The following is a 26,138-nucleotide window of genomic DNA, read 5'->3' on the forward strand; positions in this document are numbered from 1 at the left end:
CCTCTTATCATGTAGAATATAATTTGTATCTTTTTTATTATATATGTTTTTTATGCTTTGATGAAGACTTTGTCTTCATCTTTTTTTTCTATCTTTTCTTCTTCTCTCAATTCTCTTCGAAGCACTTTTCCTACAAGAGACTTAGGCAAGTCCTCTCGCATCTCAAATTGCTTAGGAACTTTATAGTTTGCAAGCTGATCACGGCACCAGTCTTTGAGTTCATTCGAGGTCACGGACTCATCTGGTACAATGTATGCTTTCACTATTTCACCCCAGTGATCATCTGGTACACCGATGACTGCGGCTTCATTCACTTTTGGATGCTTATATAGCACTTCTTCAACTTCACGAGGATAAACATTCAACCCACCAGAAATAATCATATCTTTTTTTCGATCCACTATGGCAAAAAATCCTTCATCATCCATCGTTGCCATATCGCCTGTATACAACCATCCATCTTTTAGTACATCGTTAGTTTCTTCTTGTAAATTCCAATAGCCTTGCATCACCTGTGGCCCTTTAATTACTAATTCTCCAATCGAACCTACGGGCAACTCTTCTCCTGTTTCAGAATCAACCACCTTAGACTTTGTGGCAGGAAAAGGAATACCAATGGTACCACTTTTTCTATACTCCCAAAATAAATTAGCGTGTGTAATGGGTGAAGCTTCGGATAGTCCGTATCCTTCTATTAGTTTCCCGCCTGTAAGCGCTTCAAATTTTTCTTGCACACTTTCAGGAAGAGCGGCGGACCCACTAATACACACTTTAATAGATGAAAGGTCATACTGCTGTACTTTAGGATGATGAATGATAGCATTATACATCGTTGGAGCGCCTGGAAATGTCGTTGCTTTATGTTTATTTATTGCTTTTAGCACTTCTAATGGATCAAATTTTGGAAAAAGCAAGATGGTACTACACTGTTGTATCGCATGATTCAGTAGTATAGTGAGGCCAAACACATGAAAACAAGGTAAGACCCCAACGTAGGTTTCTTCACCTTTTTTCAATTTGTAACACCAGTTGGTCGTCTGTTGGGCATTGGCCAAAATATTACGATGGGAAAGCATGACACCTTTGGATACACCTGTTGTTCCTCCAGTATATTGGAGCAAAGCAAGGTCTTTCTCAATATCTACTTCCTCATAAATAGGAGCAAAAGATGCTTTGAGCAATAATTTTTCTAAGGAAAACGTATGACTGTCGTAATTTACTGTTAAGTCAAAGCCGTCTTTTTTCGCTTTTATGGGATAGAGCTTATTTTTTGGGAAAGGCAATGCATGTTTCATAGACGTGATTAGGACTTTTTCTACATTTGTTTCTGGTCGTACTTTTTGCACTCTTTTGGAGAGCAAATCTAGCGTAACCACAAACCGAGTATGACTATCATTGAATTGATGCTTCATTTCATTTTCTTTATATAATGGACTTGTCATGACTACCGTTCCACCAACAAGAAGCGTTCCATAATAAGCTGCTACCACTTGAGGACAGTTGGGGAGCATAATGGCCACTCGCTCCCCTTTTTTTAAACCTAACTCTTTTAGAACATGTGCAAATTGATACGCTTTTTGCAATAATTCTTGATAGCTAGTTTTTTTACCTAGAAAGTGTAGCGCTGTTTTATTAGGATGTTGATGGGCGGCGTCAATGAGAAACTTAGCAATATTATATTTGGGAAAATCAAAATCATTGCTAATTTCTTTTGGATAATGTTCCAGCCAAAGATTAGACTTCACATTGTCGCCCCCTAATTTCATCTAATTACTATACACAGTATTGCTGTTTCGTAATCACCTGAGCTGCAATGTTGCGTTTTAACTCTACTAAATTGTCTGGTGTAAAGCGTGCCATTTTGCGAACGATAGACATTTGCGTATGCAAACTATCTCCTTCTTCCATCGCTGCTAAAGCGTGCTTTCCAACTTTCATCATTTCTTCGAACGTTTCTTGTATATATACTTGTGTCATCGCTACAGATAAGTAATCTTTACTGTCATCTTTTGCAAGTTGTTTCTTTGTGCGAAGCAATACACTTTCCATTGCAAAAGCAGAAATCATAAGATCGCTTATTGCGGCTAGTATTTCCTGCTCTTTATCTAGTTTTTCACCGTATTTTTGTACGGCTAATCCACCAACCATTAAGAAGAGCTTCTTCACATTGTCTAGTAAATACGTTTCTTTACTTAACAATCCATCAAACACTTGTTGTGAACGGAATGATACAAGCTCTCCTTGCAATGCTTGTAATTTATTCATAAGAGGCAGTTCACCTTTTAATGCTTTTCTTACTAACGTTCCTGGAATAATGAGACGATTGATTTCGTTTGTTCCTTCAAAAATACGATTAATGCGAGCATCGCGGTACATTCTTTCAATTTTGTATTCTTGAATGAACCCAGAACCACCGTGTATTTGTACGCCTTCATCTACAATGAAATCCAAGGCTTCTGAACTAAACACCTTATTGATCGAGCATTCGATAGCATAATCACCAATCGCTTTAGCATTTTTCATTTTATCTGTATCCGCAGGGTCCACCGCTTCTAGTGCATCATCTAGTAAACCAGAAGTGCGGTAAAACATACTTTCAGTTACAAACGTTTTGATATTCATTTCTGCTAACTTACTTTGTATTAATGGGAATTTAGAAATTGGTCTTTTAAACTGCTCTCTTGTATTCGCAAATTCTGATGAAATGGAAATCGCTTCTTTGGAAGCACCTAAACATCCAGCTGCTAGTTTATAACGACCTAAATTTAAAATATTAAATGCAATCAGATGACCTTTGCCTATTTCACCAAGTACATTTTCGACTGGCACTTTCATATCTTCAAAGTACAATGGGACCGTGGATGAACCTTTAATCCCCATCTTCTTCTCTTCTGCACCGATTTTAAAACCTTCATATTCTTTTTCCACAATAAAACCAGTGAACTTCTCTCCATCGATTTTTGCATAAACGATGAAAATATCAGCAAATGCACCATTTGTAATGTACACTTTAGAACCGTTTAAAATGTAGTGCTGACCATCCTCTGAAAGCGTTGCTGTTGTTTTTGCTGCCATAGCATCAGATCCTGATCCTGGTTCTGTTAAACAATACGCAGCTATTTTTTCGCCTGTAGCAAGTAACGGTAAATATTTTGCTTTTTGGTCATCGTTACCGAAGAAGATGATCGGTCCCGTACCGATACCTGTATGAGCACCTACGGATAAAGAAAAGGAAGCTGTTCTTGCCATCGTTTCGGCAATAATGCCCGAACTCACTTTATCTAATGCAAGACCACCGTATTCTTCCGGCACATCCGCACCTAACAATCCTAGTTCTCCCGCTTGACGCATCAATTGAACGGTGAGTTCGTAATCTAACTTTTCAATATCTTCTTCCCTAGTTAAAATTTCACCTTCTAAAAAGTCTGCTGCTGTTTTCTTGAACATTTTCTGCTCGTCGGTAAAATCCTCAGGTGTTACAATATCATGTGGCTCTAAATTATCGATAATAAATGAGCCGCCTTTAAATAGTGTTTTTTCCATTTCGATCCTCTCCATTCTTTTTATCTATGCTAATACTTCAAATACGCCTGCTGCTCCCATTCCTCCGCCAATACACATGCTTACAATACCGTAACCTCCGCCACGCTTTTGTAATTCGGAGATTAACGTACTCGTTAATTTGGAGCCAGTACAGCCTAATGGATGTCCTAGAGCAATTGCTCCACCGTTGACATTCACTTTGTTTTCATCTAATTCAAGTTCTCTCATAATATGCAAGCATTGAGATGCAAACGCTTCGTTAATTTCAAAAAGATCAACATCTTCCAACTTGATGCCTGCCATTTCAACAGCTTTAGGTATAGCTTCTACTGGGCCTACACCCATAATTTCTGGGTCTACACCTTTTACAGCAAACGAACGGAAAATAGCAAGTGGTTTCAGACCTAACTCATCTGCTTTTTTACGACTCATCATGACGACTGCAGCTGCTCCATCATTCATCTGAGAAGCATTTGCTGCTGTAACCGTTCCCCCTTGGGTGAATGCTGGTCTTAATTTTGATAGTGATTCCACGGAAGAATCAGGTCGTACCCCTTCATCCGTAGATACCGTCACTTCTTTTTTCCATGGTCTTCCTGTTTCATCTACACCTTTTTTAAACGTAGTAACAGGAATAATCTCTTCATTAAATTTACCAGCTTCTATAGCAGCTGCTGCTTTTTGATGACTTCGAACGGAATAAGCGTCTTGGTCTTCTCTTGATATATAAAATCTATTCGCAACTTCCTCTGCAGTATGACCCATACTGATATACGTTTCTGGCATTTCTCTGATCATCGTAGGATGCGGAGCTAAATGGAATCCCGTCATCGGGACATGTGACATACTTTCCACACCACCTGCGATAATGCAATCTGCAAATCCTGCCATAATTCTTTCTGCTGCAAAGGCAATAGATTGCAATCCAGACGAACAAAATCGGTTAATCGTGATCCCTGGCACTGTGGTAGGGAAGCCTGCATAAAGTGCAATATTTCTAGCAACATTTAACCCTTGCTCTCCCTCTGGCATCGCACAACCAAGAATGACATCTTCTACATCTTCCTTCTTCAGCCCAGGAGTTCTTTCCATAACCCCTTCTAATACTGCTTTCCCTAAATCTTCAATACGTGTTTGTGCAAAGCTACCTTTTTTTGCTTTACCCATGGGAGTTCTCCCCATGGAGACAATCACTGCTTCTTGCATATTTCTACCTCCTTAGCACCATTAGTTTCTTAGCGGCTTGCGATTTTTTAACATGTACTCAATACGTTGTTGTGTTTTCACTTCTCCACACAGACTGAGGAATGCTTCACGTTCTAGATCTAGTAAATATTGCTCACTTACTAAAGCGTTTTCAGGAGCATCTCCACCGCTTAAGATATGAGCAGTTTTACGAGCAATTAACGCATCATGCTCTGAAATATACTTACCATTTAACATTTGATGGATAGCAGCTTCTAACACTGCTCTACCATTTTCCCCTACTACACGATGTAGGCTTTCCTTTTCAGGTATGAATCCAACTTGATCCATGTGCAATACGTTTTGCTTAGCTTGATAGATGAGTTGATCTTGATTCATTACCAACGTATCTTGCTTTCGAATGAAGCCTAGCTCTTTCAGTTCTGCACCGCTGGTCGATACTTTTGCCATCGCTATTGTTTCAAATGCTTTGTTGATATAAGGTTGTAATTCAACATCCTTCACATTCGCTAATTGACCCATGCGAACGGCCATTTCTTTTGTTCCTCCACCAGCAGGTATGAGACCAACCCCGGCTTCCACTAGACCCATGTAAGTTTCTGAAGATCTTGTTATTTGGTGTGAATGCAAGCAAATTTCTGCTCCGCCACCAAGCGCCATGCGATGTGGTGCTGCTACAACTGGTTTTTTGGATTTTTTGAGCGTGAGCATGGACTGTTGGAAAAGATTAATCGTATAATCGATGTCATCCCACTCTTCTTCTTGTGCATCCATTAGAAGTGCAACTAAGTTAGCACCGACACAGAAGTTTTTCGCTTCGTTGGCGATAACCATACCTTTGTAATTTTTTTCTATTTCTTTGACACTTTGTTGTACCATCATTAAAATATCGCCGCCGATAGCATTGTTTGGTGAATGGAACTCTAGACATACAACACCATCACCAATGTCAACTAAGCTTGCTCCAGCATTGGACAATACCGTGCCATGTTTTGCTTTTGCTTCTTGCAGGGAAATCACATTCTCTTTTTCAGGAGCTTGTGTGTACTCCCCTTTGTTGAAATAGAACGTTTTGCCTGCGTCTTTTTTATAAAAAGTTTCATTTCCAGCAGCTATCCACTCTTTTACCCAAGTTGGAACGGTTAAACCTTCCTCTTCCATTCTTGAGACAGAAGATTTCAAGCCTATTGCATCCCAAACTTCAAATGGACCTAACTCCCAATTGAAACCCCATTTCATCGCATTATCAATATCTTCGATGGTATCCGCAATTTCGCCTAGCTTTTCTGCTGCATAAAGCAACGTATTTTTTAGACCATTCCATGCCAAATCAGCATATTTGTCTTTTCCGTTTACCATCGTTCTAATTTTTCCAGCCACTGTTTTTTCTTGTTTTGCTGCTTGTATCACAGCTGAATTTACTTTTTTCTGTTCTTCGTATTCAAATGTATCAAAGCGAAGTGCAAGGATTTGTTTTCCTTTTTCTGTTTTTACTTTTTTATAGAAACCTTGACCGGATTTTTGACCAATCCAGCCTCGCTCAACCAAATTCACTAACAATTGCGGTTCCATAAATTTTTGTTTTTCATTTTCATCAGGCAAGCTATCATGAACATTTTTAATCACATGTAAGAATGTATCCAAACCAACGATGTCCATCGTGCGGAATGTTGCACTCTTCGGGCGGCCCATTAGTGGCCCAGTAACAGCATCCACATCTTCGACGGTGTATCCATTTTCTAAAATGCTGTGAAGTGCGGATGTCGAACCAAATGTACCAATTCTATTGGCGATAAAGTTTGGCGTATCTTTAGCGATAACGACACCTTTACCTAATTGCGTTTCCCCAACCCATTTCATGTTCTCTATTATTTCGGGCTTCGTTAATTTATTTGGAATAATTTCAAGCAATTTCATATAACGTGGTGGATTGAAGAAATGTGTACCAAGGAAATGGCTTTTTAATTCATCAGAGCAATTGTTTGCGATTTCATTAATAGAAATTCCAGAAGTATTAGAACTTACAATAATGCCTGGTTTCCAGTGCTTCTCTATTTTTTCCATTACTTTTTGTTTAATGTCTAATCGTTCTGTGACCACTTCAATGATCCAATTTACTTCTGAAAATTTATCGGTATGATCTTCTAAGTTCAAAGGTGTAATGCTATCCAAAACAGATTTAGTGAACAATGGGGACGGTTTTAATGTTTTGAGCCCCTCTATTCCTTGCATTACAATGCGGTTTCTTACCTTTGCATCTTCAAGTGTAAGACCGGCCTTTTTTTCTTTTTCATTCAGTTCATTTGGGACAATGTCATATAAATAACAATCAATTCCACACCCTGCTAAGTGAGCAGCGATAGACGCTCCCATGACACCTGAACCAATTACCGCAGCTTTCTGAATACGCTGTTTTAACATTCAATGACCTCCTCCTTCTTATCGGTTGCTGGTTTTTCACCCCATATTGAAAGGGCAAGTATTTCAGCGATGTCTTTTGCAGATATATCTTCTTCTACTTCTTTCACCTTGGCTCCATCTTCCATCATTGTTAAACAATAAGGGCAAGCAGAGCTAATCATGGATGGTTCTACTTCCATTGCCTGTTCAAATCTAGCAATGTTGACACGCTTTCCAAGCGTTTCTTCCATCCACATCATGCCTCCACCAGCTCCACAGCACATACTTGTTTCGTGGCTGCGTTCCATTTCCACCAATGTAACACCTGGAATGGCTCTTAAAATATCTCTTGGAGCTTCGTATGTGTCATTGTAGCGGCCTAAGTAGCAGGAGTCATGATAAGTTATAGTTTCATTCACTTCAAATTTAGGTACTAATTTACCTTCTTGAAGTAACTGAGCTAACAATTCCGAGTGATGCAATACCTCTGCCTTCAAACCGAAATCAGGATACTCATTTTTGAGCGCATGATACGTATGAGGACAGGTGGTTACGATTTTCTTTACATCGTATTTTTCGAATACAGAAATGTTTTCTTCGCATAATTGCTGGAATAAGAATTCATTTCCCATTCTACGAGGTGTGTCACCTGAATTTTTTTCTTCATTGCCCAAAACAGCAAAATTCACTCCTGCCTCGTGAAGTAACTTAGTAAATGACTTTGTTACTTTTTGAGTTCTTGGGTCATATGAGCCCATCGAACCGACAAAGAACAATATATCAAAATCAGGGTTTTCTTTTACTGTAGGTACAGTATTAGATGGTGCTTCTTCTTGGAAACTTTCTATCCATTTAGATCGTTCTTTTCGGTTGATACCCCATGGATTACCTTGTCGTTCGATATTCTGCATCGCTCTTTGTCCGTCGGACGGCATATTACCGGACATCATCACTAAATGTCTTCTCATATCAATGATTTTATCCACGTGTTCATTCCCCACTGGACATTGCTCTTCACAGTTTCGACAAGATGTACATGACCATAATTCTGATTCAGTCATTACGTCACCAATGAGCTGAATATTGTGCACATCCAAATCTTTCTTTACCCATGATTTTTTTTGTGCACCCATCGTATAATCAATATTTGTTATTTTAGGATCTTTCCAACCATCCATCTCCAACTGATGTTCTTCTTCTACTGTGTGAACACCTGAGGTATCACCTGCAAAAGCCCATGGAGATTTTTTTGTAACAGCTTCCCCTTTTTCCGTAAGATGATCTCTCATCTTCATTAGCATATGCATAGGAGAAAGCATCTTCCCTGTGCTAGATGCTGGACATACATTTGTACATCTACCGCACTCTACACAAGCGTATAAGTCTAAGAGTTGTTTTTGTGTAAAGTCTTCAATCTTCTCTACACCATACGATTCAACTTCTTCATTTTCGAAATCAATTTTTTCAAGTTTTCCAACTGGTCCTGTACGCTGATAAAGCATATTAACTGGTCCAGTAATAAGATGAAAATGCTTTGATTGTGGGACATAGATCAGAAATGCTAGTAATATAAGCAAATGAGCCCACCATGAAACATAAAAACCTATATTGATTGCTAACTCTGGTAGTCCTTGCAACATGACCAGCAACGCGGATGTTACAGGTACGTGCCACATAAACTCTTCTCCCATGCGAATTCTATCAAATGTAAGCGTAAACACAACAGAAAGCATAAGGAAGAAAATAAAAAATAAAACAAGACTTGGTTTCCAGCCTCTTTTTAACCTGGAAAGCTGTTCGATGTACCTACGATAACCACCGTATCCTACGGCCAGTAAGATTAAAACAACCGTAATTTCTTGCATACTAGCGAAAATTTCATAAGCTAGTTTCGGCATTGGCAAATGTGTATTGAATATTCCTCTTACAATGATGTCTAAAGCTCCGAATTGCAAAATAATAAAACCATAAAAGATAAAAACGTGCATGATTCCACTCTTTTTATCTTTCAGTAACTTTTTTTGTCCAAATACGTTGGTGATGAATACGTCTATCGTTTTCCTCTTCTCTACTTTCTGCCCCATCTGAACGAAAGCGAATCTTGCACGTACTACTTTCACAAATATCGCTACAGCAGCTAAAGTAACAAGAGCAAACAGTATAGTATGGAGTGCACTAAGCATCTGGTTTCCTCCTCATTCTCTAAGCAATAGTACAACAACTACGGCAAATTACTCAGTCACCCACTTTCTGTATTTAGTTTTCCAAAAATAACTTTCACTACTTGTTCATAGATTTATGACAATTTGTTGACCACCTCCTAAATATATTATATACCATATTGAAAGACAAATTCCTCTAATTTTTTAAAAAAAAATGAATTGGTCAACTAGTCTATTAATTTAGAATATCATACAGTTGCGATTTATAGCAGTGAAGTATGTGCTGCTATGTAAGCGTTTTACTCCATATTTTTTAAATCATGATATGTATTTTGCTTCAAAAAAAATTTTTCTTGTTTTCTTTCCATTTTTCAACAAAAAAAGTAGAGTAAAGCATTAATTTCATGTTATTAGGTTTTTTTGACTCTTTCTTTTGGGTTCAATTCATTAAATAATTATGCTATGATGTAAACAAGTATGATATTTTTCATATTCTTTGATTAGTTTCATGATACTTTTCACTTTTACGTCATCAAAGTATTATGAAATTATAGAAATTTTAAAAAAATACACTTTGACGAGAGGAGTTGTAAGATTTGAACATTTTCGTATTGCTCAAACAAACTTTTGACACGGAAGAACATGTTCGAATTGAAAGCGGTGTCATAGCAGATGACGATGTAAAATTCGTTATCAACCCTTACGATGAATATGCCGTAGAGGAAGCCGTGCAAATCAAGGATGATTTAGGAGGAAAAGTAACGATTGTGAGCATTGGCCCAGATCGCAGTGAAGAAGCACTGAGAACTGCTTTAGCTATGGGCGCAGATGAAGCGGTACTTATAGATCCTGAAGATTATCAATTAGATGAACATAGTTATTCTAAAATTTTACACGCTTACTTAAAAGATCAATCTGTAGATTTGATTATAGGTGGGTTTTTCTCGGTTGACCAAGGTTCTGGTCAAGTTGCGATTCGCTTAGCTCACTTACTGGACATTCCACACGTCTCAGCTATTACTGAATTGAATGTAGAGGAAGGAAAAGCAACAGCAAAGAGAGATGCTGAAGGGGATACTGAAACAGTTCAAGTTGCCCTACCTGCACTTTTTACTGCACAACAAGGATTAAATGAACCTAGATATCCTTCTTTACCAGGAATTATGAAAGCAAAAAAGAAACCTCTTCAACGTTTAATGTTGGATGAGCTTGGCATAGATGAGATTTCAGGCAAAACAGTATCAACAGAAATTACTTCACCTCCTTCCAGAAAAGCTGGGGAGATATTACAAGGAGAAGTTGAAGAGCAAGTAGAGCAATTAATTGCTAAATTAAAAGAAGACAAGGTCTTAAATACTTAAGGGAGGTTATGTTATGGCGAAAACGTTTTTAGTCATTGCGGAAGCAAGAGAAGGTAATCTTCGACAGATTTCACTCGAAGCTTTAGGCGCGGCACATCAATCAAAGAATGATGATGACAAAGTTGCCGTATTGCTAGTAGGACATCAGATTACTACACTAGCACAGTCGCTTTCAGCAGCAAATGAAGTGTACAGCATCGATCATCCGGACTTGCAAAATTATACACCTGATCACTATTACCAAGCATTGATGCAAGTCATTAATCAAATTAAACCAAATGCCATTTATTTTGGCCATACCGCTATCGGTAGAGATTTGGCTCCTAAAATCGCAGCGGAACTGGACGCAGGACAAATCTCTGACGTTACTTCTATTGAGAAAAATGGTGATGACGTTTTATTTACTAGACCAATTTATGCTGGTAAAGCTTTTGAAACTCGTAAATTTAGTGCTGAACCTTGGGTGGTTACTTTCCGACCAAACAATATTGCTAAAGCAGAAGCAAGTTTAGAAAGTGAATTTCATGAATTAGATTATGCAGCAAGCTCTGCTAGACATCAAGTACAAGATGTGGTGTATAAAAAAGCAGGAGCTATTGATTTATCCGAAGCAAATGTGATTATTTCAGGAGGCCGTGGAGTAAAGAGTGAGCAAGGTTTTGAACCTTTGCAAAAACTCGCTGACTTATTGGGTGGTGCAGTCGGAGCCTCTCGTGGTGCTTGTGATGCAGAATATTGCGATTACTCTCTGCAAATTGGTCAAACAGGTAAAGTCGTTACCCCGGACTTATATATTGCTTGCGGCATTAGTGGAGCCATACAGCATTTAGCTGGAATGAGTCAATCCAAAGTCATTGTAGCTGTCAATAAAGATGCAGAAGCACCTATTTTTCAAGTTGCTGACTATGGGATTGTAGGAGACTTGTTTGATATTGTACCATTACTACAAGAAAAACTAGAAAAAGAATTGGTGAAGTAACCACCATTTCTAAGCTTACACAATAAAAAAGATATAAAAAAAAGATGAAGCTGATGGCTTCATCTTTTTTTTTATGATTTTTTAAGATAATTTAAAATGTGCAAGTGATTTTTTCAAAGAGTCTGCAAGTAGATCTAATTCCTCAGCAAGATGAACCAAATCGTCAGACACATTTTGTTGTGTATTACTTAAAGAAGCGACTTGTTGCGTCGTTGCAGAAGATTCTTCCGAAAATGCACTAACATTATTTATGGTAGCAGCTACTACTTTTTGTGTCGTCTCTAGTTCGGTTATTCTACCTGTTATTTGATCTAATTGCATAATAAAATGGTTCATCTTCATTTGAACAGTACTGAATAACTCATTTGTTTCATTCACTGTCATTTTTTGCTGCTCATAATATGGATTAATTTCTTGAATAACGCTTACGGTTTCATCGACTTCAGATTGAATATGTTCTGTAATATCATTTACCACTTGGATGGACTTTTTAGATTCATCTGCTAGTCCTCTAATTTCGTCAGCAATAACCATAAATCCTTTACCAGCTGCTCCAGAACGTGCAGCTTCAATAGAAGCATTTAGTGCAAGAATGTTCGTTTGTTTTGCTACACCATCTAACATTTCTAAAATTTGACGGATGGAAGTTGTACTTTCATTTAGAGCATGTACTCTATCATTCATTGATTTCAATTTTATTTCTGTTTGTTCTGTTCTTTCTGTTAGTAGTTTCATCTGATCCATACCAGAGTTACTTGCTTCTTCTACTTCTTTAGCAGACGTACCTAATTCCAAATTATCTCCAACGACTTTTTGAAGTAAATCTGTCGTTTCCATCGATTTTTCATTTCCTGATTCTGCTTCACTTGCAATACTTTCAGCACCTTGAGCAATGTTTTCCATCGCTAATGAAACTTCTTTGGCAAGTTTCGCTGTTTCTTTTGATCCCTTCGATAAGGATGCAGCATTTTTTAATACTTGTGTAGAAGAATGGTTTGTTTGTTGTACAAGTTCCGTTAACTGTTCCAACATGCCATTAAAACTTCTTGATACTTTCCCTATCTCATCTTTTCGTTTAATAGGTAATCGTACCGTAAGATCACCTTGCTTGGCAATGTTCATTTGCTTTTCCATATGATGAAGTGGTCTAGCAATAACATAATATAACAGTATAGCTACAGCTATGGAAATAATGACAGCTAAAATAACAATATAACTTGTTACGTTGAATATTTTTCTCGTATCTTGAAGCATTACATCCGCTGGTTGTGCAGCAACCAAAACCCAACCAGTAGAAGGAATAATACCACTGGATAAAAGATTTTCAGATTCTCCCATTGACCTAAATTCACTACCATTCACCAGTCTATTGTCCGCGTTGCTTATGGTCCAATCTGTTGATAAATCAGTCGTAATGAGATCAAAATTTTCTTCGTAAATAATCGTACTCTCTGGAGAAACGATTAATTTTCTTCCACTCTCTGTAACATCAAGATCCAATAATGTTTCTTCTAATACATCGATGTCGATATCCATATAGATAACATATCTTTTATCTGTAGATAATTTGCCTAGTCCAAACGTATTGGGAGCGTTACCAAGTAAACCATCAAAAGAAGTTTGCGTCCACTTTACTCCACCTTGTTCATTTATGATACTGTTGATTATTTCAGTATTTGCCTCATCGATAGCAGTGCCTTTTTTGATTGAAATGATTTTACTAGAGAAATCCGTTGGAATAAGAGAAATATTCACCACATTGTCTAGATTTCTAGCATAAAAACCTAATGTTTTGCCAAGCTCTACTTCTATGTCTGATTTTTCTGTATCACTCAGTTCTTGATTTTGTAATGCTAATGTTTGTTCTTCTATTGCTACGTCTTTATTAATTTGCTTGATTAGATTATCGTACTTGCTTAATACAGCATCAATTTTTTCTGCCGTTTGTATCGCTGTTTGTTCCGAAACTTTAGAAACTTGCTCTTTAATAATACTCTTAGATTGAAAATAAGAGAAATATCCTAAAGTGGGTACGATAAGCATAATACTTAAAATAATAGTAACAAACAATTTAAATCCAATACTGTTAACGATAGAGCTTACTTTTTTCATCATATTAGTGCCTCCAAATATCATGGAAAACTAATTCTTGGATGGCTGACTAGATGTCATGTAAATAACTCCGATAGTATCTGGGCCACAATGACTGGAAATGACACTCCCTGCTTGTACAATATGAATTTCCATATCATAATGCTTTTGCAATTCATCTTTTAACCATTGTGCATGTTCATCTGTTGTGGTGTGAGTTATAAACATGTGATTTCCACTTACTGTGATTTTAGTAGTATCTGTTGTACGTTGAACTAAATTTTGCAACATTTTATTTCTTTTGCCCCGCCACTTCTCGGCAACCATCATACTGCCATTCTCCATAGCAATTAAAGGATGAATTTTTAGCATAGAACCTAGCAATAATTGCACGCTAGAACAGCGCCCACCTTTATGTAAATAATCCAGTGTATCAATAACAAACTCTACTTGGACTTGCTCAGATAATCTTCTTAATTCACTTGCGATATGTTGTAGTTGCATGCCTTCCTTCACGTATTCCACTGCCTCTAGTACCAGCAGTCCTATTCCACTTGATAATGATCTGGAGTCAACAACCTCCACAGCACCTTCTGCAAAACTTTGTTTTGCAATGAAAGCATTTTGATACGTTGAAGAAATTTCAGAAGAAAGGCTAATATATAAAACTTTCCTCCCCTGCTCAATGTATGGTTGCATGTGTTGAACGTAATCTGCTGGTGAAATTGCGGCAGTTTTGGGTAATGATTTCAACTCTTCTACTTCAGAAAATAATTGTTGTGGCGTTATTTCCACTCCATCTTTGTATACGCTTTCTCCCAAAGTGATATGGAATGGAATTAATTTAATGTTATGTTCCTTTATTATTTCTGGTGGTAAGTCAGATGCACTGTCCGACATAATGACGATATCTCCCATATTCCCTCCCTATATTCTCAGCTGCATGCCAGATTTCATCAAAATACGTCATAGTATAATTATACACGACAAAGACAGTATGTTCATAGTAAAAACTAAAATTTCCCGTATGTTTGTTTGTCGAAAACATCCTATTTATAGGATGCTTTGCGGTTGCCTGGGAAATAAGTTAACGATACTACCACATTACTTATAGGTTTTCTTTTTCACGTATAAAATGTAACAAGCCTTCACAACTATGAGAAAGTAAATCATAAACTTCTTGGAAATTACCAGTAAAATAGGGGTCTGGAACGTCATTCTGCGGACTTTTCTCCATAAAACTTAACATTTTAAGTACTTGGGCGCTGTTAGGGTGTTCTAATGTTTGAATATCCTTAATGTTTTTATCGTCCATAGCCACGATATAATTAAATTGTTTTAAGTCTTTAATCTCAATTTGTCTTGCTTTTATGCCATCATATACAATTCCCTTTTCGTCTAAAATATTTCTTGTGCCTTCATGTGGTGGATTTCCAATATGCCAATCTCCCGTACCAGCTGAATCAATATGAAACTGTTTGCTTAATCCTGCTCGCTCTACTTTATGACGAAAAATTGCTTCCGCCATTGGTGACCGGCATATATTGCCTAGACAAACAAATAATACAGTAACCATGTCTATTCCTCCCTATAGTCCTTTTTCTTCAATTTCTTTAAGTACACCATTCCACAAACCAATTCTTGCGTTTAGGGCGACACGTGCAATTTGCTCCGCTTCCTTTATTTTTTGTTCATTGTCGCATAAGGATATGAGTAGCTTTTCTGCTAATATACCATGTTCATCTCCATCGAGTTCAATATGTCTTTGCAAATAATATTCTAACCATACCGTAGTCAATTCTTTCTCTTTCATTTCCACTAGCAATCTGTCGAACATATCAGGGATTAATCCTTCTCTACCGAAGAAAAATGCAGCAGCAACTTCATGTAACTTTCCATGTTGTGCAAGGTCTATATTATGTTTTACAAATTGTTTAACGGATTCAGGTATGTCCATATGATTAAGGGATTCAATTGCATCGCCCCCCTGCTTAATTCGCTCAATGTAATCTGAAATTCCGTTCGTTTCCGCTCCCACTTCATTCATGGACTTCACATATAATTCATAATGGCTAATGAAACCACCTTCACCATCTTCGTCCGTTTCTTCACCGATAACAATCTCATTAATAAATCTTGCATAATCAGGCTCATCAACAGGTACCCAAGGAATATTTGTGCATGTTAAAGATAACTGGAGTCGCTTTAATAAACTCATAAAATCCCAAACTGCAAAGCTGTGATGTTTCATAAACACTTGAATACGCTCCATGGAAGTTAATTGCTTATACATAGGATGGTCTAAAAGTTCATTTCTGATATCATTAATTCGTTCTACATTCATTTTCAATATTTTCCACTCCTAAGTTGTAAATGTTATATGATGTTAATCGGTATGTTTCATTGACTTCAGTTCATTGATTTCTATTTAGTATTCGGTAAGTTTATCACATGAAACCACATGAAAGTAAGTAACTATTATAACAAAGGATTTCAAAAAAAACAGCCTTACCATAGAAATGATAAGACTGTATTTGCTTATAACGAATATATAATATGATTACTGGTTTTTCATTGCAATACTTGCACAAATGAAAAATCCGCCCCAAAGTATTACCAATCCTAGTGACATAAAGATGATTGCTCCAAGACTCATAGCTACACCTCAGTTCCTTTGCTTGTAGTTATCGATGATGTATGAAACTCACTATTTTTAGATTCAAACGTACTCATGTAAACCGCCATCACCACTGCAAATGCAGCAACAATCCAACCGACATAAATGAGACTGTCCGGATATCCCTCATAGTTTTCTGTTAAATCACTCACAACGACTTGTATCGTATTATAACCTAAAATTGCAGGTGTGAGGACAATCAAGCAAAAATTCCACCAATGACCAATTCGAAAATCAGATATTTCGTTAATATACTTCCTTGCTGCATACGTAGTATTCAATTTCCATGCTACCAAGATAAGCATGATCAAGCCACTTAAGCTCAAACTTACAATGGCAATGTTGTGATCTACTACATCAAAAATAAATAAGCCTGATCCAGTAGTATAAACCACACTTATTAATGCAGAAACACCAATTCCGATGTGAATGGCAGTCTTTCTTTTCATTTTAAACTTATCCGTGAGACCAGAGATAAGTGGTTCTGTTAAGGAGACTAAAGATGACAAACCAGCAAACACTAAAGAAAGGAAAAATAGAACCCCTATAATCTCTCCGCCTGGCATCGTATTTAAAATTTGCGGGAAAGCAACAAATGCTAATCCAATGGATGCTGTAGCTACTTCACTAATCGCAATTCCTTGCTCATTTGCCATAAACCCAAGCGCAGAAAAAACAGCAATACCAGCCAATAAACTAAAGCCACAGTTAGCAAGCGCAATCATAAATGCATTGTTCGTAATATCTGATTTTTTCGGTAAATAACTTGCGTACGTAATCATAGTAGCAAAACCGATACTTAAGGTGAAAAATATTTGGGAGTACGCACTTACCCAAACACTAGAACTTAACAATCCATCCCAGCTTGGCGTAAACAGTGCATCCACACCGTCAGCTGCTCCTGTTAACGTAACCGCTCTAACTAAAATGACTAACAAGATAATAAATAGTAACGGCATAAATATTTTATTCGCGCGCTCTATTCCTTTTCTAACGCCACCAATCATAATAAAGTATGTAATGGCCCATACAATAGCCAACGGAATAACAACATTAAGCTGAATGCCACCTAGCCAGCTATCTGTCCAAGATCCAGCATCGGTCAAGCCGAGAAAAGAATTAAAGAAATAATCTCCTGTATTTTCTCCCCACCCTAAAGTGAAGCCTTTGAACGTATAAAACAATGCCCAAGCAATAATGACAGCATAATAGGTAGAGATAATAAAAGAAAGTAACGTTTGCCACCAACCAAACCACTCAAAATTACCTAGCTTCTTGAAAGATAATGGTGCCGAGCCTTTCATTCTATGCCCGATGTAAAACTCCAAAATAAGTAACGGAATACCTGCTGTTAATAAAGCTATGAAATATGGAATGAGAAATGCTCCCCCACCATTTTCATATGCCATATAAGGAAATCTCCAAATGTTACCTAGTCCTATTGCTGAACCAATTGCTGCAAGTATAAATCCTGTTCGTGTTCCCCATGCTTGTTTTGCCATATGCATCCTCCTCAACATTACTTTTTAGTTTGCTACATTGTGATATTTAAAACATACAATTACTAATGATATTGCTTATAAAATGAAGTCTACGATGAAGAATAAAAACTAGATTTGCATCACATCTCCAATCTGCAACGGAAGCCCAGTAATATCTTTTTCTTTTAAATCACGGGCAAACTTCCCTGCGTCTTGGGTAATCGGTGGAAACGTATTATAATGCACTGGTATAACTTGCTTTGCATGTAACCACTCCGCTGCTATAAGCGCATCTTCTGGTCCCATTGTATATACATCACCAATTGGAAGTGCAGCAACATCAATAGGATGTAAGTCCCCGATCATTTTCATGTCGCTAAACAGTGAAGTGTCACCGGCATGATATAAGGTTTTACCATCCATCTCCAGCACGATACCACACGGTTGACCCATATACACAAATTGACCATCCACGAAAAGAGATGAACTATGAAAAGCTTGTGTATATCGAATGAAAATGCCATCTTCTTTAAATGTTCCACCCACATTCATTTCCACCACTTTAGCTCCTTGACTACTGCAATATGCAGCTAGCTCGTAAACAGCGAAAATAGGACAGTCATTTTGTTTAGCGATGTGTAAACTATCCCCAAAATGATCAGCATGAGCATGGGTCAGTAACACGGCATCTACTTCAATATCTTTGTAATTAACAGAACAATTTGAATTTTCTGATATAAATGGGTCGATAATAACTTTTTTCTTACTTCCTTCTATTAACAAACAAGAATGACCTAAATAAGTGATTTTCATCCTCTTCACCGCCAATGGAATAAATTTTATTTCATAACGATCTCATTATGATGTAAGTTTGCGTTCAAACGTCTTCCTCCAACTGCCCGAAAGCGCTTCAATGGCTAGCACTTTTTTCACATCTGCTACAGAAACATTTTTGCTATATCTTATTTTATTACTTTCAGCAATGGAGACAGCATTGGGGTCTAATTCGTAGGTGACAAGTGCATCATCACTACTAATCTCCCCTTCTTGCAATACTCGCAAATAAAAACCTGTGAAACCCGATTCTATCATTTCTTTTACTATCGAGTCCCTATTCCACTTTACAGCAATGTTAGCACATGGTTCTCTTGGTTGTGTAACTTGTACAATAGCCGATCCTAATTGATAGATATCTCCGATATGTACGACTTTTTCTGTCATCCCTCTTACCGTTAAATTTTCACCAAATGCAGCACTCCCCAATGGAGTTCCAAGCAAGTTCTCCCAATACGGGTAGTGGTCTGCGCAGTACACACATATGGCTTTATCTGCTCCACCATGATGTTCCTTATCTTGTTGCTCATTGCCTTCTATATTTTCTTTCGACAACCACAGCTTGCCTAACACGGATACTTTATTAATTGAGGAAACAATTTCTCTCTTTTCCCCAATGACTTGCTGTGGCGTACCAACATTTAATGAAATAATGTCAAACTTGCTCATGCTCCACCTCTTTCTAGTGCTTCACATACTTCTACGCAGTATGAATATATATTCGGCAAAACTAAAATATATCCTGCTTATTCACCAAACAAAATTAAAACCAATGAAAACTCACTCACGTCAACATGTGAAACCTTGACGAATACAACATAATACTGAACAATATAAATGGTATATTTGTTTGAAATGAAAGGATGAAAAATATGCTCTATATTACTACAGCTTTATATGCAGAAGCAAGGCCTTTTATCGAAAAGTTTTCATTGAAAAAAAAGAATGCAATCTCTAACTTGCAATATTTTTCAAATGACGATATCAATCTTATCGTTACAGGAACTGGTCTCATGTCTGCTGTAATGGGAACAACATATCTTCTTTCATCTCATTCTATACAATCACATGATATGATGTTTAATATAGGCATTTGCGGGGCTAAATCTTCACATTTCACTATTGGAGAAGCTGTCATTTGCAATAAGATTGTACACCACGATACGAAAAGAGCTTTTTATCCAGATATACTGTTTCAACATGCATTACAGGAAGGATCGTTAGAAAGCTTTTCTCACATTGTTGATCTACAAACAGACTTACATCTTGAAAGTGACATGGTGGATATGGAAGGCGCGGGGTGGTATTATGCTTCATCACAGTTTATGAGTCCACATCAACTTGTATGTATAAAAGTCATATCTGATTATTTAGATGCATCACATATAACAAGTGATCAAGTTACTACATGGATAGACAACCAACTACCAGCTATCATCCATGTTCAAGCAGCGCTCTCTACTATCATCCAGCCTAAAAAAGAAATTTTCAATGAAGAAGAAAAACGATGGTTAGATAACATCAAAACACAGTTGAGATTAACGGTTACTCAATATCACAAGTTAAACCAACTCACGATGCAATATAAAATAAGAACAAAACAGCCCCTAGAATGGATTGCCCCTTATGCTACCATGCCTATCGTCTCAACAAAACAGGAAAGGAAGGAGATTTTTGAACAAATCTGCAAACAATGCCTTTACACCTAAATATGCTCATATTTATATCGAAAAAAGTGCAAAAAGTTATGACCTCACAACGCACATCATGGCACAGTTCCCGCATGCAACCATCATCGAAATTGACAATTATAAACATGTATTTTCTAGACCAAGACAGCAATTTGCATTACAAAAAGAAGCAGCAAAACTTATTTTAGCTGTGAAAAAGCCTCCGTTTTTATACAAGGGCGCAGAAGTATGCCACGATTTTGGATATAAACATTTTTACTATACTTCCTCTACGTTGAACTGTGTTTACAATTGTGACTATTGTTTTTTACAAGGCATGTTTCCATCTGGTCACGTTGTATTGTTTGTAAACATAGAAGATTATTTTAATGAAGTGGAAGCGGTATTAGCGCAACATCCTTTATATTTAAGCATTTCATATGAAGCTGACTTACTATCTTTTGAACACATGGTTCCGTTTGCTAAACGATGGATTTCTTTTGCTGAAAGTAAAAGAAATATCATGATGGAGTTAAGAACAAAAAGTGCAAATTACAAAGCGATATCTTCTATTCCTGCCCACGATCAAGTCATATTGGCTTGGACTATCTCCCCACAAGAAGTGATTACAAATCATGAACCGAAAACACCTACTTTAAAAGCAAGATTACATAGTATGAAACAAGCGATGGAAGATGGATGGAAAGTTAGATTGTGCTTTGATCCCGTGTTACATATTGAGCATTTTGAAAGCCTTTATCGGGAATGCATAGAGCAAACTTTTGCAACGATTAACGCCGATCAGATCGAAGATATAAGTATTGGTGTGTTTCGCATACCGAAAGATTATTTAAAAACAATGCGAAAGCAGCGACCAGATTCCGCACTTGTGCATTATCCATACATCCATCAAAACGGTGTCATGACTTATCCGGATGAGATAACGAAAAAATGCATCGATAATGTGTATGCTGCTGTTGCCGCTCATGCAGATAAGGATAAGATTTTTACGGAATGAGGAGTGTTTACCATTGAAGAATGCCATTGTAACAGGAGCATCAAGAGGGATAGGTGAGAACATTAGCAACATGTTACTGTCTGAAGGTTATATCGTGTATGGCATCGCAAGAGATTTTTCCACTTGTACCATACAGCATGATGCTTTTAGAAGCGTTGAAGCAGACCTGACCGATGTAGGAAAGCTGAACACCGCAGTGGAGTACATCAAGAAAGAAACGAATAGCAAATTGCACTTGCTTGTAAATAATGCTGGAGTCGGTTTATTTGGTGCACATGAGCAGTTGGAAACGAACGCTTTAGTCAACATGATACAGTTAAATCTTCAAGTGCCCCTTTTACTTTCTAACTTATTTTTAACGCAACTCAAACATAGTCAAGGTTATTTAGTTAACATTTCATCTGTTACAGCGAAAAAAATAAGTACACATGGATGTGCGTATGCAGCAACAAAAGCTGGTTTAACTCATTTTGGAAATAGTTTATTCGAGGAGGTTCGTAAAACAGGAGTAAAAGTCGTCACCATTCACCCAGATATTACATCTACCCCATTTTACGATGATTTACATTTCGAACCATACGAGAGTGACGAAACGACATTGTGTGCTTCAAGTATATCCGAAACGCTTCGTCATATTTTAAATCAACCTGAAGGAACAATCGTCACAGAGTTAAGTATTCGCCCTCAAAAAAATAGGATTAACAAAAAGTAGACAGAAGAGAAGCCCACACAAAGGAGTGGGCTTCATGTGAGCAAAAAGTTTGCATTCACCTGAAAGCTCAATGCTCTATTCTTCTGGGTTTTCATTAGGGTTTAAATATTTTTGATCTTTCAAAAACAACTTCCAAAATAAAATGAAAGATGGAACCAATATCACAATCCCGATACTATAACTCAGAAGCAGCGAACGAAACATTTCCGGATTCGTCACCCCCTGCTCAATCGTTAAAATGGGATAGATGATATATGGCATGTGTGCGTTTCCATACGCATAACTTGCTAAACCATATTGCAAGATACAACCAACTACTGCAAAGCGAGGATGACCAATATCGTCGCCTTTTTTTATCCATAAAGAAATGTAGGCGAAAATAAAAGCCGCAATGGATAAACCAAACCACAATCCGTTATCCCTAAAGCGATCCACAATCCAGCTCGCCTCTTCTACCATCGTTTCTGTTACTAATACAGCAAAACCAAGTGTTAATGGACCCAGTATGATGGCCCATTTTCGGTAAATGATATAGGCTGCGTTATCTCTAGCCTCTCTAGCGTAGTCCGCTAAAAACAAGGCACTCAAATACAAAGCAGATGTTAAACCAAAACCAATGTGTGTATATAACGTGACACTTTGTAACAATGTCATAAATTGAATTTGCATCGTACCGTTCTGTTCTTCAATAAAACCACCTAACGTAATCGGAAGCACGCTGATGAACAAAGAAGGGATTAAGATCCCAGAGATAGCGGAGCTAGTTTTCAGTGCACGTTGAAAATACTTAGCAGAATAGGCGTAAACCATAAATGAGCTGCGTACGGTCAGCAAAATTAATATAATACATACCGGCCACAACAATAATGTTCCTAACATGAAGGTAGCTCTCGGGAAAAAACCTACAAACGCGATGACGATCAATACAAGAAACACATTTGTAATTTTCCATGTTGGGGACAAAAATTTATTCGCCAACACTCCCGCTCTTGTTTGTTCATTTTTTTCAAAAACAAACGCCCAAAAACCTGCACCAAAATCGATCGCTCCTGCAATAGAATAAATAAAAATAAATATCCACAGCAACGAAATCGCTACATAGGCTTCATTCATTATCCGTTCACGCCCTTCCCATGCAACTCTTTACTCAGCGGATTTCTTCTAAAGTAAAACAGCATAATAATCATCGTCAAAAGAAGTAGCAGCACATATAAAGAGATGAACATCACAAACAGTGTACCGATACCTGGCGATGTGGTTGCCGCATCTTCTGTCTTTTGTATGTAGTAAATCGTCCAAGGCTGTCGTCCCGTGCAACTAAAAATCCAACCTGATTGAATGCCGATCATTGCGAATAGCCCTGTGGTGGTCAAAATCCACAGCAGCCACCTAGGATACGTTTTTTTCAGCACAAATCTATAAAATAATGAAACAAATGAAATGATAATAAGAAAAGTGCCTACACCAACCATAATATTAAACAAAATATGAATATACAGCGGTGGCCACGTATCTTTAGGGAATTCATTCAATCCTTTGACTTCACCATCAAATCGGTTGGTTGCCAAAAAACTTAACGCCCACGGAATTTCTACTGCGCCTATTACTTCTTCACTTTCTTTATCTACGTAACCACCTATGGCCAATGGCGCATAAGCTGTCGTTTCAAACAGTCCTTCCGCCGCAGCTAACTTTTCTGGCTGATATTCATGTAGCATTTGTGCTGTTTCATGCCCGTTAATTGCAGTTGTAAGTGACATGAGCCCCCCAACCATTAAACTCAAAAATAATGCTTTACGGTGGTATTCTTTTTCATTGTTATTCTTGTTTTTGAGTAATTGAAATGCTGCAATGGACGCAATGATGAACGCTCCAGTCATATAGGCAGAAACAACAACATGCGTAGCAGTGACAGCAAAGCTAGGATTAAACACCGCTGCCCAGGGATCTACATTGACTACTTCCCCATTCACGAGATCAAATCCTCGCGGTGTATTCATCCATGAATGCACATTGGTAATAAATACTGCGGATGCCGTTGCCCCTATAGCGACAAAGATAACGCTGATGATACGCATCAAATTACTTAACCGGTCCGCTGCAAAAACATAAATGGACATAAAAATCGCTTCCAGAAAAAAAGCCCATATTTCCACTTGAAAAGGAACAGCAATCACTTGTCCTACTATTTCCATAAATCCTGGCCATAGCAAAGACAGGAGCACACCCACAATGGTTCCAGATGGTATTGCTACTCCCAGTATGATGCCTAACGCTCTCGTCCAACGTTTAGCCATGATTTTATAGTGGTCATCTTTCTTAATTTGATACATTAATTCTCCAAAAACGATCATTAAGGGAATGCCCACACCTAATGTTGCAAAAATAATATGAAACGCCATCGATGAACCAAAAAAAGCTCTGGCCATATCTACATTATCCACTACCATTCCTCCAGTAAACAAAGATGTAAGTATTGATAGTAGCATTATTGCCAAATCGTCCCACAATATGACCATTTCCCAAAATATAACTGCAATAAATAACAAAAAAACTGCATACCTTGTGGTAGCAGCTTATGTTAAAAGCTATAAGAAAAACGGGACACATGCAAAAAAGTTAGACTCTACTCCAGATCATAATGAAGTGTCATGCCTATACGTCAGGATACTCAAAAAAGCGTTGTGATTGTATGTACGATATAATATCTTCTTTCGCTTCTAATGAACCGTAAGCAATCATTAATTTAGCCAAAGCCGTTTCCACCGTAATATTTTTAAGTGGAATAGCACCAGCTTCAATACATGCCTGTGTGGTCTGATACATAGATTGCTCCCATCCTCGCATTGGAGCGAAATAAAAATCAATGTGTTGTTCTTTGCAATGCTGAATAAATTCAAGCAAAGACACAGACGGAGCTTCTTTTCTCGTGCCGATGGTACCAGAATGATACACATCATGCAATATCGCTTTGGTAGGCGCATGCCCTTCGCTCATGTAAAACCGATAATCAATACCTGGATAAGGCTGAATATAGAATACATCCGTACTGACTTGAGGTGTAGTAAAACATGGCGTCAGCGCCGCTTGATTTTTTTTCACCTGATTTATCGTAGGATTTAACCTGTTTGTATTCCAATGAAAATCCCCGTTATTCATATATCCGAAAGGAACATCGAAAGAACTTTTAAATTCATCCGTGTAATGTGTACATTGCAGTAATCTACTCGCAAGATGCACGACAGATTCCCTTCGTTCATTTTCATAAATGACAAAACAACCGGGAATGTGTTGGTGAATAATAAAGTCAACTGCGCTGCGAAAATTACGAAGCCCATTACTTCTTGGATCATGAATAGGATAATTACTAGCAATGAAAATGATAGGAATATCGAACTCAGCACACAACAAACTCATTGCAGATGTGGTATGCGCTAATGTATCTGAACCGTGTGTAATAATAACACCGCAATGTTCTTCTTTTAATGCTTGTTTTAATGTGTGATGAAAAGTAATCCAGTCTTGAGGATGCAAGTTTTCACTTAATTGATTTAACGGTTGTATAGGTTCAAATTGCACATCTTTATTTCCTGTAAACTGATGATACTCATCTAATAAGAAATAGGAGGAAGATTGTACGTTAATAACATCTTCTTTATTTTTGCTGCCGATCGTCCCACCTGTAAACATCACTAAAATATTATTCAAAGCGACTTATGCCTCCCTAGAGCCTTTATTCCATTGTAAACATGCTGATTTATGCCATGAATGAAAAGCTAATTAAAATAAAAAAGCCGCCATTACAGCGGTTTTCTTTCATTTTAGCAGATGATGCTATTTTTGTGAATATTATGTTTGATTTTTATTGATGTTATTTAAGCTTGGAGCGGTATGTTTCAAACTTTTTTCTTTTGGCGTCATCGCCTCTTCTTGCAGTGATGCATCGTTTTGCTGATCCTTTATTTTACTGCTTTTATGTCTAGGCATAAGAGCACCTCACCATC

22 protein-coding genes are annotated in these 26,138 nt (G+C 37.5%); 5 read left to right on the forward strand and 17 right to left on the reverse strand.

What is annotated here, in order from left to right; translation table 11 throughout:
• Window positions 1-50 precede the first annotated feature (50 nt).
• The 5 genes from D1Z92_RS02190 to D1Z92_RS02210 are packed head-to-tail and all read right to left on the reverse strand — an operon-like array spanning window position 51 to window position 9,332.
• The gene (locus D1Z92_RS02190; RefSeq protein ID WP_206099700.1) at window positions 51-1,745 is read right to left on the reverse strand and encodes a long-chain-fatty-acid--CoA ligase; all 1,695 of its coding nucleotides are present in this window, start codon (window positions 1,743-1,745) and stop codon (window positions 51-53) included.
• Between the two features lie 28 nt (window positions 1,746-1,773).
• Window positions 1,774-3,543 carry an acyl-CoA dehydrogenase FadE gene (locus D1Z92_RS02195; protein WP_128894016.1) on the reverse strand — a complete coding sequence of 590 codons (1,770 nt, stop codon included), beginning with the start codon at window positions 3,541-3,543 and terminating at the stop codon, window positions 1,774-1,776.
• A gap of 24 nt (window positions 3,544-3,567) precedes the next feature.
• Window positions 3,568-4,749: an acetyl-CoA C-acyltransferase gene (locus D1Z92_RS02200; RefSeq protein WP_128894017.1), complete on the reverse strand. Its 1,182-nt coding sequence runs from the start codon at window positions 4,747-4,749 to the stop codon at window positions 3,568-3,570.
• Window positions 4,750-4,770: 21 nt separating this feature from the next.
• Window positions 4,771-7,170: a 3-hydroxyacyl-CoA dehydrogenase/enoyl-CoA hydratase family protein gene (locus tag D1Z92_RS02205; RefSeq protein ID WP_128894018.1), complete on the reverse strand. Its 2,400-nt coding sequence runs from the start codon at window positions 7,168-7,170 to the stop codon at window positions 4,771-4,773.
• Entirely contained in the window at window positions 7,164-9,332 is a 2,169-nt protein-coding gene (locus D1Z92_RS02210) for a (Fe-S)-binding protein (protein ID WP_128894019.1), read from the reverse strand. Before D1Z92_RS02210 ends, D1Z92_RS02205 begins: the two co-directional genes overlap by 7 nt.
• A gap of 575 nt (window positions 9,333-9,907) precedes the next feature.
• On the opposite strand from D1Z92_RS02210, the gene D1Z92_RS02215 reads away from it, so the two are divergent.
• A complete protein-coding gene (locus tag D1Z92_RS02215) occupies window positions 9,908-10,672 on the forward strand; it encodes an electron transfer flavoprotein subunit beta/FixA family protein (RefSeq protein WP_128894020.1) in 765 nt (254 codons plus the stop codon).
• A 13-nt stretch (window positions 10,673-10,685) separates the two neighbouring features.
• Window positions 10,686-11,651: an electron transfer flavoprotein subunit alpha/FixB family protein gene (locus tag D1Z92_RS02220; RefSeq protein ID WP_128894021.1), complete on the forward strand. Its 966-nt coding sequence runs from the start codon at window positions 10,686-10,688 to the stop codon at window positions 11,649-11,651.
• 81 nt (window positions 11,652-11,732) lie between these two features.
• On the opposite strand, the gene D1Z92_RS02225 is transcribed toward D1Z92_RS02220, so the two are convergent.
• From D1Z92_RS02225 to D1Z92_RS02260, 8 genes are all read right to left on the reverse strand, one after another.
• A complete protein-coding gene (locus tag D1Z92_RS02225; protein WP_164931409.1) occupies window positions 11,733-13,766 on the reverse strand; it encodes a methyl-accepting chemotaxis protein in 2,034 nt (677 codons plus the stop codon).
• Window positions 13,767-13,793: 27 nt separating this feature from the next.
• Window positions 13,794-14,660, reverse strand: coding sequence for a DegV family protein (locus tag D1Z92_RS02230; protein WP_128894023.1), 867 nt, complete (start codon window positions 14,658-14,660; stop codon window positions 13,794-13,796).
• Between the two features lie 190 nt (window positions 14,661-14,850).
• Window positions 14,851-15,318 (reverse strand): low molecular weight protein-tyrosine-phosphatase, encoded by a 468-nt coding sequence (locus D1Z92_RS02235; protein ID WP_128894024.1) that lies wholly within the window; start codon window positions 15,316-15,318, stop codon window positions 14,851-14,853.
• A gap of 12 nt (window positions 15,319-15,330) precedes the next feature.
• Entirely contained in the window at window positions 15,331-16,086 is a 756-nt protein-coding gene (locus D1Z92_RS02240; protein WP_128894117.1) for a DUF3050 domain-containing protein, read from the reverse strand.
• A gap of 216 nt (window positions 16,087-16,302) precedes the next feature.
• Window positions 16,303-16,398, reverse strand: a complete 96-nt coding sequence (locus D1Z92_RS17775) for a MetS family NSS transporter small subunit (RefSeq protein WP_128894025.1) — start codon at window positions 16,396-16,398, stop codon at window positions 16,303-16,305.
• Window positions 16,399-16,400: 2 nt separating this feature from the next.
• Window positions 16,401-17,921 carry a sodium-dependent transporter gene (locus tag D1Z92_RS02250; RefSeq protein WP_128894026.1) on the reverse strand — a complete coding sequence of 507 codons (1,521 nt, stop codon included), beginning with the start codon at window positions 17,919-17,921 and terminating at the stop codon, window positions 16,401-16,403.
• Window positions 17,922-18,029: 108 nt separating this feature from the next.
• Window positions 18,030-18,713 (reverse strand): metal-dependent hydrolase, encoded by a 684-nt coding sequence (locus D1Z92_RS02255; RefSeq protein ID WP_128894027.1) that lies wholly within the window; start codon window positions 18,711-18,713, stop codon window positions 18,030-18,032.
• Window positions 18,714-18,758: 45 nt separating this feature from the next.
• Window positions 18,759-19,403 carry an MOSC domain-containing protein gene (locus D1Z92_RS02260; RefSeq protein ID WP_128894028.1) on the reverse strand — a complete coding sequence of 215 codons (645 nt, stop codon included), beginning with the start codon at window positions 19,401-19,403 and terminating at the stop codon, window positions 18,759-18,761.
• A gap of 203 nt (window positions 19,404-19,606) precedes the next feature.
• Here D1Z92_RS02260 and D1Z92_RS02265 point away from each other — a divergent pair, with 203 nt between their 5' ends.
• From D1Z92_RS02265 to D1Z92_RS02275, 3 genes are read left to right on the forward strand one after another with little or no spacing between them, the layout of a single operon-like run.
• A complete protein-coding gene (locus tag D1Z92_RS02265) occupies window positions 19,607-20,443 on the forward strand; it encodes a 5'-methylthioadenosine/S-adenosylhomocysteine nucleosidase family protein (RefSeq protein ID WP_128894029.1) in 837 nt (278 codons plus the stop codon).
• Window positions 20,409-21,422, forward strand: a complete 1,014-nt coding sequence (locus tag D1Z92_RS02270; RefSeq protein WP_128894030.1) for an SPL family radical SAM protein — start codon at window positions 20,409-20,411, stop codon at window positions 21,420-21,422. Before D1Z92_RS02265 ends, D1Z92_RS02270 begins: the two co-directional genes overlap by 35 nt.
• 13 nt (window positions 21,423-21,435) lie before the next feature.
• Window positions 21,436-22,134, forward strand: a complete 699-nt coding sequence (locus D1Z92_RS02275) for an SDR family oxidoreductase (protein ID WP_128894031.1) — start codon at window positions 21,436-21,438, stop codon at window positions 22,132-22,134.
• Window positions 22,135-22,209: 75 nt separating this feature from the next.
• Here D1Z92_RS02275 and D1Z92_RS02280 read toward each other — a convergent pair whose 3' ends face one another.
• The 4 genes from D1Z92_RS02280 to D1Z92_RS17185 all read right to left on the reverse strand — a co-directional run bounded on the left by D1Z92_RS02280 (window position 22,210) and on the right by D1Z92_RS17185 (window position 26,121).
• A complete protein-coding gene (locus D1Z92_RS02280) occupies window positions 22,210-23,247 on the reverse strand; it encodes a cytochrome d ubiquinol oxidase subunit II (protein ID WP_128894032.1) in 1,038 nt (345 codons plus the stop codon).
• On the reverse strand, window positions 23,247-24,578 hold the full coding sequence (locus D1Z92_RS02285) for a cytochrome ubiquinol oxidase subunit I (protein WP_128894033.1): 1,332 nt from the start codon (window positions 24,576-24,578) through the stop codon (window positions 23,247-23,249). Before D1Z92_RS02285 ends, D1Z92_RS02280 begins: the two co-directional genes overlap by 1 nt.
• Before the next feature lie 211 nt (window positions 24,579-24,789).
• Window positions 24,790-25,842 carry an asparaginase gene (locus D1Z92_RS02290; RefSeq protein WP_128894034.1) on the reverse strand — a complete coding sequence of 351 codons (1,053 nt, stop codon included), beginning with the start codon at window positions 25,840-25,842 and terminating at the stop codon, window positions 24,790-24,792.
• Window positions 25,843-25,983: 141 nt separating this feature from the next.
• Entirely contained in the window at window positions 25,984-26,121 is a 138-nt protein-coding gene (locus D1Z92_RS17185; RefSeq protein WP_164931410.1) for a hypothetical protein, read from the reverse strand.
• Window positions 26,122-26,138 lie beyond the last annotated feature (17 nt).

Source organism: Longirhabdus pacifica (assembly GCF_004115085.1).
Taxonomy (GTDB): Bacteria; Bacillota; Bacilli; order Paenibacillales; family DSM-105158; genus Longirhabdus; species Longirhabdus pacifica.

Coding starts and splice junctions, on each gene's coding strand:
- D1Z92_RS02195 (WP_128894016.1), bottom strand. CDS start 3,543: ATGGAAAAAACACTATTTAAAGGCGGCTCATTTATTATCGATAATTTA.
- D1Z92_RS02200 (WP_128894017.1), bottom strand. CDS start 4,749: ATGCAAGAAGCAGTGATTGTCTCCATGGGGAGAACTCCCATGGGTAAA.
- D1Z92_RS02205 (WP_128894018.1), bottom strand. CDS start 7,170: ATGTTAAAACAGCGTATTCAGAAAGCTGCGGTAATTGGTTCAGGTGTC.
- D1Z92_RS02210 (WP_128894019.1), bottom strand. CDS start 9,332: ATGCTTAGTGCACTCCATACTATACTGTTTGCTCTTGTTACTTTAGCT.
- D1Z92_RS02220 (WP_128894021.1), top strand. CDS start 10,686: ATGGCGAAAACGTTTTTAGTCATTGCGGAAGCAAGAGAAGGTAATCTT.
- D1Z92_RS02225 (WP_164931409.1), bottom strand. CDS start 13,766: ATGATGAAAAAAGTAAGCTCTATCGTTAACAGTATTGGATTTAAATTG.
- D1Z92_RS02230 (WP_128894023.1), bottom strand. CDS start 14,660: ATGGGAGATATCGTCATTATGTCGGACAGTGCATCTGACTTACCACCA.
- D1Z92_RS02235 (WP_128894024.1), bottom strand. CDS start 15,318: ATGGTTACTGTATTATTTGTTTGTCTAGGCAATATATGCCGGTCACCA.
- D1Z92_RS02240 (WP_128894117.1), bottom strand. CDS start 16,086: ATGAATGTAGAACGAATTAATGATATCAGAAATGAACTTTTAGACCAT.
- D1Z92_RS17775 (WP_128894025.1), bottom strand. CDS start 16,398: ATGAGTCTTGGAGCAATCATCTTTATGTCACTAGGATTGGTAATACTT.
- D1Z92_RS02250 (WP_128894026.1), bottom strand. CDS start 17,921: ATGGCAAAACAAGCATGGGGAACACGAACAGGATTTATACTTGCAGCA.
- D1Z92_RS02255 (WP_128894027.1), bottom strand. CDS start 18,713: ATGAAAATCACTTATTTAGGTCATTCTTGTTTGTTAATAGAAGGAAGT.
- D1Z92_RS02260 (WP_128894028.1), bottom strand. CDS start 19,403: ATGAGCAAGTTTGACATTATTTCATTAAATGTTGGTACGCCACAGCAA.
- D1Z92_RS02265 (WP_128894029.1), top strand. CDS start 19,607: ATGCTCTATATTACTACAGCTTTATATGCAGAAGCAAGGCCTTTTATC.
- D1Z92_RS02280 (WP_128894032.1), bottom strand. CDS start 23,247: ATGAATGAAGCCTATGTAGCGATTTCGTTGCTGTGGATATTTATTTTT.
- D1Z92_RS17185 (WP_164931410.1), bottom strand. CDS start 26,121: ATGCCTAGACATAAAAGCAGTAAAATAAAGGATCAGCAAAACGATGCA.